Annotated in this window: 12 protein-coding genes; 11 read left to right on the plus strand and 1 reads right to left on the minus strand. The window is 53.9% G+C overall.

Going from position 1 to position 15000, the window contains the following annotated elements; all coding sequences use genetic code 11:
• Positions 1 to 6: 6 nt before the first annotated feature.
• The 5 genes from Q0P86_RS01450 (at position 7) to Q0P86_RS01470 (ending at position 9055) form a co-directional block, all read left to right on the plus strand.
• Positions 7 to 3795, plus strand: coding sequence for a UvrD-helicase domain-containing protein (locus Q0P86_RS01450; RefSeq protein WP_295036908.1), 3789 nt, complete (start codon positions 7 to 9; stop codon positions 3793 to 3795).
• Between the two features lies 1 nt (position 3796).
• The gene (locus Q0P86_RS01455; protein WP_295036909.1) at positions 3797 to 5908 is read left to right on the plus strand and encodes an AAA family ATPase; all 2112 of its coding nucleotides are present in this window, start codon (positions 3797 to 3799) and stop codon (positions 5906 to 5908) included.
• A gap of 215 nt (positions 5909 to 6123) precedes the next feature.
• Entirely contained in the window at positions 6124 to 6981 is an 858-nt protein-coding gene (locus Q0P86_RS01460; RefSeq protein WP_295036910.1) for a TIGR02147 family protein, read from the plus strand.
• 35 nt (positions 6982 to 7016) lie between these two features.
• The gene (locus Q0P86_RS01465) at positions 7017 to 8255 is read left to right on the plus strand and encodes a carboxypeptidase-like regulatory domain-containing protein (RefSeq protein ID WP_295036911.1); all 1239 of its coding nucleotides are present in this window, start codon (positions 7017 to 7019) and stop codon (positions 8253 to 8255) included.
• On the plus strand, positions 8255 to 9055 hold the full coding sequence (locus tag Q0P86_RS01470; protein ID WP_295036913.1) for a methyltransferase domain-containing protein: 801 nt from the start codon (positions 8255 to 8257) through the stop codon (positions 9053 to 9055). The genes Q0P86_RS01465 and Q0P86_RS01470 overlap by 1 nt, the downstream gene beginning before the upstream one ends.
• Before the next feature lie 14 nt (positions 9056 to 9069).
• On the opposite strand, the gene Q0P86_RS01475 is transcribed toward Q0P86_RS01470, so the two are convergent.
• Positions 9070 to 10290 carry a hypothetical protein gene (locus Q0P86_RS01475; protein WP_295036914.1) on the minus strand — a complete coding sequence of 407 codons (1221 nt, stop codon included), beginning with the start codon at positions 10288 to 10290 and terminating at the stop codon, positions 9070 to 9072.
• A 94-nt stretch (positions 10291 to 10384) separates the two neighbouring features.
• Here Q0P86_RS01475 and hisE point away from each other — a divergent pair, with 94 nt between their 5' ends.
• The 6 genes from hisE (at position 10385) to Q0P86_RS01505 (ending at position 14980) form a co-directional block, all read left to right on the plus strand.
• Complete coding sequence (gene hisE / locus Q0P86_RS01480) at positions 10385 to 10645, plus strand: phosphoribosyl-ATP diphosphatase (RefSeq protein WP_072979481.1); 261 nt, start codon at positions 10385 to 10387, stop codon at positions 10643 to 10645.
• On the plus strand, positions 10642 to 11481 hold the full coding sequence (hisG, locus tag Q0P86_RS01485; protein ID WP_290992732.1) for an ATP phosphoribosyltransferase: 840 nt from the start codon (positions 10642 to 10644) through the stop codon (positions 11479 to 11481). Before hisE ends, hisG begins: the two co-directional genes overlap by 4 nt.
• 105 nt (positions 11482 to 11586) lie before the next feature.
• Positions 11587 to 12822 (plus strand): EAL domain-containing protein, encoded by a 1236-nt coding sequence (locus Q0P86_RS01490; protein WP_290992735.1) that lies wholly within the window; start codon positions 11587 to 11589, stop codon positions 12820 to 12822.
• Complete coding sequence (recR, locus tag Q0P86_RS01495) at positions 12812 to 13408, plus strand: recombination mediator RecR (protein WP_290992739.1); 597 nt, start codon at positions 12812 to 12814, stop codon at positions 13406 to 13408. The genes Q0P86_RS01490 and recR overlap by 11 nt, the downstream gene beginning before the upstream one ends.
• Entirely contained in the window at positions 13405 to 14109 is a 705-nt protein-coding gene (gene yihA / locus Q0P86_RS01500; protein ID WP_295036916.1) for a ribosome biogenesis GTP-binding protein YihA/YsxC, read from the plus strand. Before recR ends, yihA begins: the two co-directional genes overlap by 4 nt.
• A gap of 43 nt (positions 14110 to 14152) precedes the next feature.
• On the plus strand, positions 14153 to 14980 hold the full coding sequence (locus Q0P86_RS01505; RefSeq protein WP_290992744.1) for an ABC transporter permease: 828 nt from the start codon (positions 14153 to 14155) through the stop codon (positions 14978 to 14980).
• The last annotated feature ends 20 nt before the right edge of the window (positions 14981 to 15000 follow it).

Consider the following 15000-nt stretch of genomic DNA (forward strand, 5'->3'; position numbering starts at 1 on the left):
TTGAGTATGTCCGAAGAAATCAATGAATTCAAGATAAACAAGTTCACTCCTTCTAAGAGCATCTACATCGAGGCTTCCGCAGGCACCGGCAAGACCTATACTATCCAGCTGATAGTCGCGCGTATGGTTGCCGAGGGCACTCCGCTCAAGAAAATCCTGATCGTGACCTACACCGAAAAGGCGGCAGGCGAACTGAAGGACCGTATCCGCAAGAAAATCGACGAGGTCCTGCAAAAGGGCAGAATCGACAAGAGCGAGCCCGAACTTTCGCCCGAACAGATGGCAAATTTCCGCAAGGCCTACCAGGACGTGGACAATGCGGCGATATTTACCATCCATTCCTTCTGCCAGAAGGCGCTCAAGGAGTACGCCTACGATGCGGGCAGACCGTTCGACATGGCGATGGTCGACGATTCCGCCGTCGAGGACATGGTAGACCAGTACATTCGCGACAAGTGGAGCAAGGATGACGAATTCATCGCCCTGCTGAGAGAAGCCGAAAGCACTTCTACCCTTATCGAGAACCTGAAAAGCTATTTCATCAAGGCTGTCGACATGTACAAGGGAGTCGATGCAAACGGCAAGGAAATCGTCACGATTGACGAAGTTGAAATGCCCAAGCTAGGCGAAAAAGCGCTGTCGCTGGAAGAACTGGAAAAAATCGCGCAGGCGAAGAATTTCGAAGAACTCGTGTCTACCCTTCATCTGGAAGGCCATCTTGAAATTTTTGAAGATAACACGGACAAATTCTTCACAAAGAAAAACACGGGGCCGATTCCTGAATTTCTTAGCAGTCTAAAGAAATGGAAAAAGGGTTCTCCGTTATACGACGGTTCGTTCAAAGATGGAAAATGCCCGCAAGAAGACTGGCCCAAGGACATGTATGCGTCTTTTTGCTACCTAAAGGAACTCAAGGGATTCCTTTCCGACATCGACAAGAAGGTTGAAAAGGTCAAGCTCCACAAGTTCCTTATTGCCCATACGCCACAACTTTTCGACGCATGGCAGGCATACAAGGCCGAAAACAAGTTGCAGTCGTTCAACGACATGATTCTTTCGGTCCACAAGGCTGTCATGGAGCCCGGCAGTGCGCTCAAGGAACGCCTCAGCGCGCAGTACACCTACGCCATCATCGACGAATTCCAGGACACGAACCAGCTGCAGTGGGATATCTTCAGCAATGTGTTCAAGAACTTCGTAGTGGGCGACCCCAAGCAGTCCATCTACAGCTTCCAGGGCGCCGACGTGAACGTGTACAAGAAGGCGACAGGCGAAATCGGCAAGAAAATTGACCTCGTGCACAACTTCCGCTCCACGGACGGGATTATCAACGGCTGCAACGCGCTATTTTCCGGCAATTATTTCGCACCCGCAGAAGGGATGCCCGAACTCGTGAAGTTTACGGATTCATACCCGCCCGACGGCGAAAATGCGGACCAGAAAAAGAAGGCACCCGAAATCGACGGCAACGAAGTCCGCTCCATCTGGCTCAGCGAGAAGGACGTCTCGGCAGACAGTTTCGCCGCAACGGCAGTCGCGCATATTATCGACTGGTGTTCCTTCCGCGAAGACGGCAAGACGACGCGACTTCAGGTGTTCGACAAGGATTACGGCAAGCCCGGTCACGATTCGGTACTCAAGAACGTGACGTTCAAGGATTTCGCCATTCTCGCTAAATCCCGCAGCGAGATGGAGAACATCGAAAGCATCATGCGGAGCGTGGGCGTGCCCTACACGCAATACAAGGAAACGAACCTATTCCGCAGCAGGGAATGCGCCGAATGGATTTCGCTCTTCCGCGCGATAAACGCCCCCGATTTTTCTTCATGGAACAGGCAGCTGCTCAGCGAAGTGCTCATTACCGACTTCTTCAAGGATGTCGTCGCCGAAAGGGAACGCGCCACCCGCGGCTCGGAACAGTCCAGCGGTCTCGAGGAACTGCACTACGCCGAGAGCAAGGAATTTGACGACCCGAACAACCCGGAACGCCTGCAGATTGCCTCCTGGAAGACCCTCGCGCTGAAACGACGCTACGCCGAGATGCTGGAACGCATCTACGACGACACGCAAATAGAATACCGCTTGATGGATGTTTCCCGGTTGCAGAGCATGGCCCGCCTGCGCCAAATCGGTAACTACGCCATCGACTACCTGTACAATCACAGGTGCTCGCTCGACGACCTTATCCGCCATCTGCAGGGGCTCGCCCGCTATGAAGAATCTGCCGACGACGAGAACGGCGACCTGGTCGAAAAGGGCAGCGACTTCAACGCCGTGCAGGTAATGACCATCCACGCGTCCAAGGGCCTCGAATTTCCGGTAGTCATTTCGGTCGCGGGCTTCAAGCAGTTGCCTAATTCCAAGCCGCCCTACATCACTCACGGCAAAGACGAGTCACTGCATCTTGGCTTTGGCGACACGGCGAAGGAATGCCGCCAGCGCGAAGAGATGGAAGAATGGAAACGCCTGTTCTACGTGGACTTCACGCGCGCATCTTCGCTGTTGCTTATCCCGCGTTACGACGTGTGGTACAACAAGCCCAATAAAAATGAACCCGCAACAAAAAGTGGCTACTTCAAGCATGTCCACTTCCTGATGGACGCCCTTGAGAACTTTGCCGAAAAAAGCACAAACCTGTACGACCGCTTGCTAAAAAGCGATCAGTGGGTCACCGCACAGGAAGGCATCGCCGAGAAGGCGAACCTCGTCAAGGACATTCTCGCCAGGACAAACGTGGCAAACAGCAATACGGTCGACCTCGACAAGGCCATCACGGAACAGAAGGTGGAAATCGCTTCTCTGCAGGGGAAGGTCGCAAGCGCAAGCATAATGCAGTATTCATACTCCTCGCTTTCCGGCCGAGCCGAGACGCCCATTGCCGAAGCCGACGACAGCCGTACCGAAAAGGAAGGCGAATCTACGGCAGAAGAAATCCCCGTACCGGGTATGGAAAACTACCCGCGCGGGACAAAGGTGGGCGACGCACTCCACAATATCCTCGAACGCATGCGCTTTATGGCATTCGGGGAAAGTTTCAAGTCCCTCGAAGATGCGCTCGGGCACAATCCGAATATCGAAACATCAGAACTCGAGAACGTCATCGAGGAGGAATTCAAGGCGCAGTCACTCCCGATAGCCGCCCACAAGAAGGAATGGACCGAAATCACCGCGCGCCTCGTGTGGAACACGCTGCACGCAAGCCTCCCCGTAATCGAGGGTGCAGAAATCCACCGCGACGCAACCTTCAGGCTGGTAGAACTCCCCCTAAACGACCACAAGCCCGAAGTGCAGTTCGGCATGAACGCCTATGCCGGAAACCCGGAGGATAGCGGCACGGACGCACCCCCTGCAGAAACCGAGGCACTTGCGATTCTGCACCGCGTGTGCAAGGGTTTCATCGATCTGCTTTTCGTGCGCGAAGTCAACAAGCAAAAACGTTACTCCATCCTTGACTGGAAATCGGACTCGCTCGAAAACTACGGCGACGCAGAAATCAAGAAAAAGGTGGACGAGGACTATTCCGTCCAGCGGGTGCTCTACAGTTACTGCCTTATCCAGTGGCTCAAGCAGTTCTACGGCAAGCGCGCCGACGGATCGGGCGAAGGCCTTGACGAACAGCAGATTTTCGAGCAGCACTTCGGCGGTATTTACTACGCGTTCCTCCGCGGTACGGACGGTGCCACGGGCAAGGGAATCTACGCGCACACCTGGAAGGATTACGCATCCCTTGAAAATGCATACGGAGAAGTCAAGAAGCTGATGAGCAAGAAAAAGAAGGACGAGGGAGAAAACTAATATGGATACGAAGATGATAGATACGTTCTTTGACACGCTCAAGGAAATGCGCGGCATCGCCGAGCTCGACAAGCACCTCCTTCACGCACTGTTCCGGATGCAGCCCGACATTAGTGAATCCGCACAGAAATTCCTGTGTCTCTGCTTTTCGCTCTGGGACGATGGCAACACGCGCATCCTGCTAGATGCCGACGAATTCTTAAAACGCTGGACGCGCAAGTGGAACGGGCTGCTCCTCCTGAAGGAAACTTCCGGCCACGCGACCACTTCTACAGCCAACATTGGTGATTTTGAACAAATTATTAGTGCGGGTGTAGAGGAGATTCTCCACAACTGCGCTAGCAAATTTACAAGCATCATTTCTACTCTCGAGACAAGCGAAGTCAGCGAAGGCGCCATATCCACCCCGCTCATACTGACACGCGTCGCGGGCGAGCACCCCTACCTATACCTCGACAGGCTTTTCCGGGCGAAAATCCTCATCGAGAAATACGCCGGCACGCTCTTCAAGGACGGCAGCGACAAATTGCCGAGCGAGGCGGATATCGAAAGCATCCAGAAAAAAATTGCAGGCATCGCCACGTATAAGAAGGGCAATCAAGTCCTTCCATTAAATCTGAACGCAGAACAGGCGCAGGCCGTAATCCGCGGACAGCGCGAAAACCTCATCATCACGGGCGGGCCCGGCACCGGAAAGACAACCGTCGTGCTGTACATCCTATGGAGCCTTCTGACTCAAGACGACCTGAAGACTCCCAACGACGAAACATGCTGCTGTTCCATCTACCTCGCGGCACCCAGCGGCAAGGCGGCCGACCGCATGCAAGAAAGCCTGCAGAACGGGCTCAAGGGCATAAGGGATGCATTCAAGTATGAGGCCGGTTCGGGCCACACCGCCGAGAAGAAGGAATCAAGAGTCTACAAGAAGCTCAAGGATCTCGAAGGTTCCACCATCCATCGCCTGCTCAAGTATTCCAGGAGCAACAACGGATTCTCGTACAACGCAAAGGAACAGTTCTCCGAAAAATCCATCTTCGTGATTGACGAAGCGAGCATGATCGATATCAACCTGTTCGCATCGCTCCTGCAAGCCATCCCCGAAGGTGCCAAGATTTTCATTCTCGGTGACCCGTACCAGTTGCCTTCCGTAGACGCGGGTGCCGTGCTGGGCGAAATTCTCAAGCCCAGGTCAAAGAAGGATTTCACCGTCAGGCTCATAAAGTCGAACCGCTTTACCGACGATTCCGTCATCGGGAATCTCGCAAAAGAAATCAAGGCTTGCGCCGAAGACAAGAACATCGCCGCTCCTGTCCACAGGTTCTCTCTGCATCCGGCGCTTGATAGCACCGTAGCGCCGGACGCTCCCGCGAAAGACTCCGGCACGGAAGTTCCCGCACAAAGCGAGAACCTCCCGAAGGACGCGGTATTCTACTACTCGCTCCCCGCAGGCACGCAAACCAAGAAACAGGAAACTGACACCCTCGAGAAAATTCTCAAGACCTGGATTGGCGGTTTCTATGAACTTCCGAAGATGGCTCTCGAAATTGACCCGGAAAATCCGGACAAGGACAAGTGCGAGGCAATCTGGGAACTCTCGCTTAAAAAGAGAATCCTCTCGGCAGAACGCCGCGGAATCTACGGTGTAGAACAAATTAACAAGTCTGCGTGCAAGCTCATTCGGGATTACGGCGCCAAGAAATTCACCGACCGCTATTTCCCGGGAGAACTCCTGATGATTACCCAGAACCAGGCAATGTACAAGCTGTACAATGGCGATACAGGTATCGTGGTGTACAAGGATTCCACACCGTACATCATGCTCAAGAAGGCGAGCGAGAATGAAACAGGCTTCGTGTTCTATCCGCTTTCCTGGTTCCCGACCGATGCCGTGGAACCGGCCTTCGCGATTACCATCCACAAGTCGCAGGGCTCCGAGTACGATCACGTGACGATGTTCCTCCCTAAACAGGAAGGCCACCCACTTTTGAACAACCAGATTCTCTACACGGGAATCACTCGTGCGAAGAAGACCGTGACCATCATCGCGACCGAGGAAACCTTCAATGCGGCTTGTGAGACTGTCATTGAGCGTGACACAGGTATCGAGTTGTAGGGCTCGGTGTCCCGGTTACTGACAGCGGCGTTCCATTCATAGGGTGTAGCGACCTGATTCCGCCCCAAAACCGCGAATTTTGCCGAAAAATCCGTTTTTGGTAGAATTTTGCCGTTCGGGGTGTTGAAAAATGCTGTTGTAAAAAATGCAACGGAATTCGTCAGCATTTTGTAATATGTAAACTTTTTCTACCTTTTATTGGGTAAATTATAGGCATGCCTGAAGTATTAGACTATTTGGAATACCGCGAGTTCCTGAGGGACTGGTTTGTCGAGACCAAGAAAGGCAGCCCGTTTACTTCGTACCGTTATCTCGGCCAGAAGACCGGCGTGGACCCGGCCTGGCTTGTGCGCGTGTTCCAGAAAGAGGGACACCTGAACGAGAGCACGCTTCCCGCGTTCATTCGTATCTGCGGCCTGGACGACCGCCGTGCCGAATACTTCAAGACTTTGTACCGTTTTAATAAGACCAAGGCGAAACAGGCTCTTTCGGAATTGTATTACCGGCTTATGGAGCTCCGTTCTATGGAAACGCGAGTCCTGTCGACACCTGAACTTTCGTATTTCGGTAGCTGGGCCTGTGCGGCTCTCCGTGCTCTGATCGGCATCACCAAGGACACGAGCGATGTCGGCAAGCTCGCCAAGGGGCTGAATCCGCCCATTTCGCAGGACGAGGCGCGCTCGGCGCTCGGAATCCTGAAGCAGCTTGGCCTTGTGGTTCCCGACGGCAACGGCGGCTGGAACATTACCGACCAGATTATCAGTACCGGTGGCGAAGTCAAGAGCCAGGCGGTGCGCGATTTCCATAGGCATACTCTCGAGCTCGCCCAGGAATCGATTGACCGCCATAAACCCGAGGAACGAGACATTTCGTCGGTCGTGTTTACTGCCGACGAATCCGACCTGCCCGAAATTCGTCACCGCATCGAGGAATTCCGTCGCGGCTTGCTGCAGTTTGCCCGCCAGAGCGAACGTGCCGACCGTGTGTACGCTTTGAATATCGCGATGTTCCCCCTTTCCGACAAGGTGGACGACCCTGATACGGGTGGCTCCCCGCAAAACAAGGGGGTCTAATGTTCGGTTGCAATGAAATTTTGTATTTTTGGAATGTGCAACGTAAATCGTTCGACATGGCCCGTACGGCAAAGACCGTATCTTCTGCAGCCTTGCTCCTGATTTTGGGGCTGGGTCTTTCGGCATGTGGCGATGGCGGCACCAAGACGGCAGGCGGTGGCCCGAGCGGTACCGAGGCGGGTAACGCCATTACTGCCGAAATTTTGACTGCGGACAAGGCTCCTGCGGCTTTGGCTAGGGTTCGCCTGATGGACAGCGAAGGCCTGGATTGCGATAAGGCTTATTCCGCCCAGACCGACAAGAAGGGTAGAGTGACTATCGAGGGCGTGACCGAAGGCGACTATACGCTAGAGGCGAGTCTCAATGGCGAAGCTCTGCAGATTCCGGTCAAGGTTTCCGGCAAGGATGTTGACTTGGGCAGCGATGAGCTCAAGAAAATGGCGACGGTGTCGGGCAGTGTGGGCGATCCTTCTGCCAATGGTACAGTCAAAGTTCGCGGTATGGAACACTCCGCCAGGGTGGTGGACGGCTCTTTTACGCTCGATTCACTTCCCGAAGGCGCGCTTAGCTTGGTGTTCATTTCTGATGCCGATCATCAGGACACGACGAGCACTTACCTGAAGGCGGTTGCCGGTGAAAAGTCTACTTCCAGTACGTTCGCCGAAGAAAGCCGTGCGCTCCTGCTCGACGATTTCCAGGATTCCAACTACCAGAACCGCTTTATGCCGGCCCGCACCTACGATGGGGGCTGGTGGTTCTTCAGCTATTCCGAAAAAACGGTGACTCCTGACAGCACGCTTATTTTCGGCAACAATCACATCTTTAAGCTCGAAAATGAAGACGGAAATATTGTGGCCCATGTGGCTGCCGAGATGGGCGAAACCTTTGAAGATTCTACCGGCGAACAATATTGGGCGTGGGCAACAATGGGTGTTGAACTTGGCAAGAGCGACAAGAAACTTTGTAACGACATCTCGTCGGTCGATTCCGTCGCATTCCGCATCAAGGGTAAGGGAATCATTGTCTTTACCGTGGTCGATGCGAACTTGCCGATAGAAGACCAGAAGATAGCCAGGTTTGAATACAGGATGTCTGACGAATGGGAGCGTGTGAGCGTTCCGCTGGCCGATATTTTGAATAGCCGGTATTCGTACAAATGTGTGGACCAGCTCGACTGGGATTTCAAGACTAACCCTGCAGAACCGGTTGTGGAAATCTGGCTCGACGATATCGAACTGATCGGCGGTGACCGCCTGTCCATTTGGGAAAAATAGTGCCAGTTCGTTCTGTAACTAGCAACCAAGAAGACATCTATAGGAATTTAGAAGCCGTGGTGCGCAAGTACGCTTCCACGACTTTTTTGCGCCCTGTGGCGGACCATACTCGCGAGGCGTTTGAGAAGGTTTGCGAGTTCGTCTACAATTTCTATGCTGCGCGCAATACAGGGGGCGTGGGTGCAGACCGTGTCGGTGCAGATTGCGTTGAATTGGTCCTCGATTCCGGTTGCGGTACCGGCGAAAGTACGCTCCACTTGGCAAGGAAATTCCCGAATGTTCCGGTTATCGGAATAGACAAGTCGGCGGTGCGCCTGACCAAGGCGGGGAACGGACGGCAGCTGGAAAGTGCTGCGGAAAGTGGGTCGTGTGGCGCCCCCGCAGGTGCGTCTACCGGGATGGCTGTACCTTTGAATGCATTTTGGGTGCGCGCGGAACTGCTCGATTTCTGGCGGCTTGCGCTTGAGAAGGTGTTGGCGGGGGAGTGGGAAATTTTGCACCATGCGCTCTACTATCCGAACCCGTGGCCCAAGGAAAGCGAAGCGACCCGGCGCTTTCATTTACATCCGATTTTCCCGACGATGCTCCGGTTGGCTCCCGTGACGGAACTCCGTACCAACTGGGAAATTTACGCTCGCGAATTTGCCGAGGCGGCCCGCATCGCTGGCGACTGTCTCTCGTTAAATGTTCATGTCGAGTGCGCGGATTTTAGTCCCGAGAATCCTGAAACGGCTTTCGAACGCAAGTACAAAAATGCCTGCCAGCAACTGTGGCAGGTTCTCGTTTGCTCGAGTTGTTAATTCCGAATTCCGAATTATAGTCTATCCTTGATCCACTTGAGGAATGCCTTGTTGTTCCTGGTGAACTTGACTTCGATCGGGGCGCCTTCCTTTACGATAAATTCAGAGAGTCCGTATTTGCGGTCCGGATTTCCCCAGTCGTAGGTGTAGCCGAGTCTGGTCCACGGATGTCCGCCGTCCCTGCTGTAGATGGTGGCACTCGTCTTGTCGAACCAGTTCTTGAACCACATCGCGTTTTCGCTCATGTCTTCTTCAAAGGAGTTCGAGAAGGTGGTATTCATGAGTCCACTGTTGATTTCGGGATAGTAGGCGGGACGGAATACGTCGGATACGTTCGCCCAGAATACGGTAAAGTAGTTGTTGTTGGTTTCCGGCGACATGCCGATGAGCTGCTTGAGTCGCAGATCCCAGTTGTCGACTTTTTCGTGGTTTTCGCGGAACCAGCTGAGGAATTCCTTGTCGGTGAACGCCCAGACGACCTTGTCGGTATGCGATATGGTCTGGCCATCCTTGAATTCGTCGGGGCTGTTGTGCCAGGTGACCAGGATAACCTGCGAGTTGTCGCCGCTCAGGCTCGCCATGTCGGAATTGCCTTCGATGGAAACAAGCGGGTAGATGTCGTCTGCGGTCAGGCTCTTGGCTTTCTTGACGGCCTCGGCGTAGAGTTCGCGGTTGAGCGAGTCGCGGTCCATGAAGGTGACGACGTTGCCCTTGGTGTCGATGACATCGCAGTAGGGAATGTTCGGGTAGCCCGCGGCGACTTCGTTCCGTTCGAAGAATTCCTTGAGGAGTGCGTCGTTGTGCGAGAACAGGTTGTCGTTGTCGAGGAAAGAAATGACGATTTTGCAGAATCCCTGGTCGGGAATCTTGACGGCGTAGGGGAATGCCTTCTTGCCGTTGTCGGTGGTGTCGAGCTTGAGCCTGGTCTCGTCATCGCCGCAGCTGTATTCGTAGCTGTAGAGCGGGGCGATTCCCGGCTTCATTTCGCTGATGAACAGGTTGTCCTGTTCGTTGCTCCAGCCGGACTTGACCATGATTTTCTGGGGGCCGAGCGTCATGTACTGCGGCATCACGTTTTCGCAGTAGAAGGCCGACTGGCGGAATACGCCGATAATGCCAGTCTTGTTACGGTAAACATCGGGGTCGTTGGGCTTGGGTCCCTTGGAGCAACCCGTAAGCGCGGCAATGGAAATGGCGATAGAAACGGAAAGTTTAAGGAGTGATTTCTTCTTCATCGCGGCTAAATATATAAAGAATGGATTGTTCCTATGACAATCCGGTCCGTTAAAAGCTATCTTTTAACTCGTAAAAAACATAACGAGGTCTATCATGACGTTTGAAGAAATGTTCGCACTGGCCTGCCAGCGCAAGAAGGAAATGCCCGAAGGCAAGGGTACCACGGAACTTTTCAAGAAGGGCCCGCACGGTATCGGCAAGAAGCTGGTCGAAGAAGCTGCCGAAAGCTGGATGGCCGCCCGTTTTGAAAGCCGCGACGCCCAGTGCCTCGAACTTTCCCAGGTGCTTTACTATGTGGCCGTGATGATGGCCGAAAAAGGTCTCACCCTCGAAGAAGTGTACGCAAAACTATGATTAAGGTAGCTCTCCCGAATAAGGGCATGCTCTTTGAGCCCACCCAGGAACTTCTGAAGGCTTGCGGCTACAAGGCTTCCAAGCCGTACAAGACATTGACGCAATTCGATACCAAGAACGGGATTGAGTTTTTCTTTCTCCGTCCGAGCGACATCCCCATGTACGTGGGTCGTGGCATTATCGACGCGGGTATTACCGGAATCGACTTCAACGCCGAAGCCAAGAGCCCGGCGGTCAAGGTTCTCGACCTGCCTTATGGCGCCTCCAAGATGTGCGCCGCCGTGCCGAACGAGAGCCCGGTGCAGTCCCTCGATGAACTGAAGAATTCCACTATCGCCACCAGCTTCCCGAACATCGTCGAAGGCTACTACAAGAAGCCGATGGATTTCGTGGTGCTCGAAGGCGCCGTCGAAATCTCGGTGAGTCTCGGCGTGGCCGATGCCATTGTCGACGTGGTCGAAACGGGTACGACGCTCAAGCAGGCTGGACTGCGTATCGTGGGAGAGCCGCTCTTCCGTAGCAATGCGGCCCTGTTCTGCAACCCGCAGAAGACCGAACTCGAAGAGGTCAACACGCTTATCCGCCGCATCGAGGGCAAGCTCGTTGCCCAGTCGTACATGATGATCGAGTACGATTGCCCGGCCGAACTGCTGCAGAAGGCTTGCGAACTGACTCCGGGTCTCGACGCCCCGACGGTGACCAAGTTGCACGGCCGCGAATGGTATTCCGTGAAGGCGATGGTTCCGCAGGAAGAAGCCAATTCCATCATGGACAAGCTCTGGGATGCCGGCGCACGCAGCATTCTCCTGTTCGGTATCAAGAGCGCTAGAATTTAACGCGGAGCGTTAAATTCAGTATGCAGTGGTTAGTGATTAGTACACAGTCCGTAAGGCGAAACGTTCCTCCTAACCACTAACCACCAAACACTAATCACCTTTGAAATGCATTCTCTCGCTTACCTAGCCCGTCAGCCGATTCTCGATCGCGATGGAAAAATTTACGCCTACGAACTCCTGTTCCGTGATTCGCCCGAAAGCGATATCGCGGTCATTGCTAGCGATGTGCTCGCGACGGCGCAGGTGCTCGAGAACGTGTTGAACAATATCGGCATCCAGCGCCTGATCGGCAAGAACAAGGCGTTCGTGAACTGCAGCCGTAACATGCTGCTCGACAACCTCTTCGGACTCCTGAACCCGAAGTACTTTGTGCTCGAGGTCCTAGAGGATGTCGAAGTTGACGATGCGATTGTGAAGGCTGTCCAGCGCTACAAGGCGCTCGGTTTCGAACTGGCACTCGACGATTTCATTTTCAACGAGGAATTCATCACGCGGTTCAAGCCGCTGTTCCCCTACGTGTCTTATGTGAAGATGGACATAGTCGACAATTCGCTTCAGTCGATGGCAGCTGCGGCGACCTTCTTCAAGACGATGGGAATCAAGCTCCTCGCCGAAAAGGTGGAAGACGAAGCGACTTTCAAGCGCTGCGAAGAAGCCGGTTACGACTACTTCCAGGGTTTCTTCTTTGCAAAGCCCGAACTGGTGACCGGCCGCAAGATCGACGCTACTTCGGCGACTATCCTGCAACTGCTCCTCCGCATCAAGTCGCGTCCGAGCCTTGAGGATCTATGCGACACCCTTTCGGCTCACGAGGATATCTCGCAGAACCTGCTCCGTTTCGTGAACTCCGATGCGCAGACCAGGCACGGCCGTATCGCTTCCGTCAAGGATGCCATCGTATGGGTCGGTATGCAGCGGATCCAGGAGTGGCTGATGCTTATGCTCTACGCGCGCCCAGAACTTGGCATGACTCCGCAGAGTTCGCCCCTGTTCCAGAACGCGAGCCACCGTGCGAAGTTCCTGGAAAGCCTCGCCCGCACCATCGACGAGAATGACGACGATTTCTGCGCGAAGGCGTTCATGGTCGGCCTCATAAGCCGTATGGATGCACTTGTGCGCGCCCCGCTCGAGACGATCCTTCCGGATGCTCCGGCCGATGACGAAATGCAGGAAGCGCTCCTTAACCGCAGTGGCCGTCTGGGAGCCCTCTTGCGCCTGGCCGACGCCGTGGAACTCGACGACCGCGACTCTATCCGCACGAGCCTTTCTGAACTGAAACTGAATTCGGCACAGCTGAAACTCTGCATCAACGAGACCTACAGCTTTACCAATGAACATTGAGCCTCAAAGCCTTGAAGCGTTAATTGGGGAATTTTCGTCGCTCCCTGGAATCGGGCACAAGACTGCCCGTCGCCTCGCTTACCATATCCTGACCAAGCATCAGGCCGATGTGGAACGCTTTGCCGAAAACCTGCTGAATGCCAAGAACAGGGTTCACCCCTGTCCGCGCTGCTACGCCTTTACCGACGAGGACCTGTGCCCCGTGTGCAAGTCGCGTCCCGACTCCAAGTCCATCTGCGTGGTCGAGAAAAGTTCCGACATCGTCCCGTTCGAACGCTCCGGAATTTACAAGGGAACTTACTTTGTTCTGGGAGGCGTGATTTCGCCGCTTGACGGTATCGGCCCCGAACACTTGCACCTGCCGGAGCTGGTCCGGCGCATCAAGGACGAAGGCGTCGAGGAATTGATCCTCGCTCTTGGTTCCAGCCCCGAGGCGGACAGCACCTCCCTGATGCTCGACCGGATGCTCGCGGGCATCAATGTCAAGCGCACGCGTCTTGCCCGCGGAATCCCGATGGGCAGCGATCTTGAGTTTGTCGATGAAGTTACCATGCTCCGAGCCTTCGAAGGGAGAGTCAGCTTATGATGCCGGAAGAAAATAATTTGCGGGCCCCGAAAATAGCAAAGGGGCTAAAGGCGAACCTGCCGCCGAAAGTGAAACATCATGCTCCCGTGGTGGTGGGCGGCTACAAGATTGTCTCCGCAGAATTTGTGAAGGGTTCTACAAGTATCAAGCATCTCCCCGAAGAAAGGCTCCCGCAGATAGCCTTCCTGGGTCGTTCGAATGTGGGTAAATCGTCGCTCATGAATGCCTTGATGGGCCGTAAGGACCTGGTAAAAGTCGGAAGAACCCCCGGAAAGACCCGCGAAATGAATTTTTTCAAAGTCAACAACCGCTTTTTTCTAGTAGATTTACCTGGTGTAGGCTTTGCAAAGGTCAGTAACAGCAAGCGCGACCAGATGTCCGACTTTATCCGGGACTATGTGGAAAAGTGCAAGGACCTGAAAGGTCTCGTGTATTTGGTGGATGTGCGCCACGGCGGACATGCCATCGATATCGAGACGGTCGAGAACATCCGCGCGTCGGGCTGCCCCGTACTGATTGTTGCGAGCAAGCGCGACAAGGCGAATCAATCGGAACTTTCGAAGGGCTTGCGCTCGATCCGTGAAAATTTCGGTCTTGAGCAGAACCCGCTGAGTGTGAGCTCTCTCAAGAAGTTCGGGTTGGACGCTTTATGGCAGAACATTTTGGAAGCTCTCGGATTGACCGGACAGGAGAATGTGTAAGAAGGCTTCGAGGAATTGGCAACGCTTGACTTTGCCGGCGAGGATGTTTCACTCGCTCGGCCTGTTCTTGTTGCGCCGACCCTTGGGCCAGCTTTGCGCTCTTTTCTTCAAAGCGATTGCAAGCCTTTTCTCGCGTAGCCGAAATTTCAAGACCGACTCCCGAAACATCATTATGCAGACGTTCTTTACGGGGGTCGAAATCTTTCCGATCCTCTTTGTCGTGGCAACCTTGTTCGGAACCATCGTGATTATCGAGGTGATTTCCATGATGGGAAAGATGGGCTTTTCTGATGTGGTGGGTAGCCTGATTGTGGTGGTCATTATCCGCGAATTGGGGCCTATCCTCACGGCGTTCCTGATTGCGGGGCGAAGCGGTTCTTCCCTTACGACCTATATCGGTAGCATGGTCATCAATTCCGAAGTGGACGCCCTGGCGACTATGGGCGTCGACCCGATTCGCTTTTTGGTGATGCCGGGACTGATTGGTGGCTGTATTGCCCTGTTCGTCATGAACATATTCTTTAGTGCGAGCGCCATTTGCGTTGGGTTCCTGGTGACCAAGGGCGCTGTTGCGCTGAGTGGCAACATGCTCAATATCCAGTTGACCTGGTCGTATCTTAGCCATGAAATCCTGAGCGCCATCTCGATGATGGACTTTGTGTTCATTATTGTCAAGCCGCTCGTGTTCGGCGCAATTATTACGACTAACGCCTGTTACCAGGCTTTGAATATCACGCGTGACGTACGGCAGGTTCCCAAGGCGGTGTCCCGTTCCGTGATAAAGTCGTTCTTGTACGTGGTGCTTGCAGACGTGTTCCTGTCGCTATTCTATTTTGTTGAATACATGAACAATCTTTCGACGATTATCTAATGCTGGACGAAGCCTTAAGA

This window comes from uncultured Fibrobacter sp. (genome assembly GCF_946062555.1).
Lineage (GTDB): Bacteria > Fibrobacterota > Fibrobacteria > Fibrobacterales > Fibrobacteraceae > Fibrobacter.

Excerpts from the sequence above, each read along its gene's own strand:
- Q0P86_RS01450 (WP_295036908.1), top strand. The coding sequence starts at position 7 with ATGTCCGAAGAAATCAATGAATTCAAGATAAACAAGTTCACTCCTTCT.
- Q0P86_RS01455 (WP_295036909.1), top strand. The coding sequence starts at position 3,797 with ATGGATACGAAGATGATAGATACGTTCTTTGACACGCTCAAGGAAATG.
- Q0P86_RS01460 (WP_295036910.1), top strand. The coding sequence starts at position 6,124 with ATGCCTGAAGTATTAGACTATTTGGAATACCGCGAGTTCCTGAGGGAC.
- Q0P86_RS01475 (WP_295036914.1), bottom strand. The coding sequence starts at position 10,290 with ATGAAGAAGAAATCACTCCTTAAACTTTCCGTTTCTATCGCCATTTCC.
- hisE (WP_072979481.1), top strand. The coding sequence starts at position 10,385 with ATGACGTTTGAAGAAATGTTCGCACTGGCCTGCCAGCGCAAGAAGGAA.
- hisG (WP_290992732.1), top strand. The coding sequence starts at position 10,642 with ATGATTAAGGTAGCTCTCCCGAATAAGGGCATGCTCTTTGAGCCCACC.
- Q0P86_RS01490 (WP_290992735.1), top strand. The coding sequence starts at position 11,587 with ATGCATTCTCTCGCTTACCTAGCCCGTCAGCCGATTCTCGATCGCGAT.
- recR (WP_290992739.1), top strand. The coding sequence starts at position 12,812 with ATGAACATTGAGCCTCAAAGCCTTGAAGCGTTAATTGGGGAATTTTCG.
- yihA (WP_295036916.1), top strand. The coding sequence starts at position 13,405 with ATGATGCCGGAAGAAAATAATTTGCGGGCCCCGAAAATAGCAAAGGGG.
- Q0P86_RS01505 (WP_290992744.1), top strand. The coding sequence starts at position 14,153 with ATGTTTCACTCGCTCGGCCTGTTCTTGTTGCGCCGACCCTTGGGCCAG.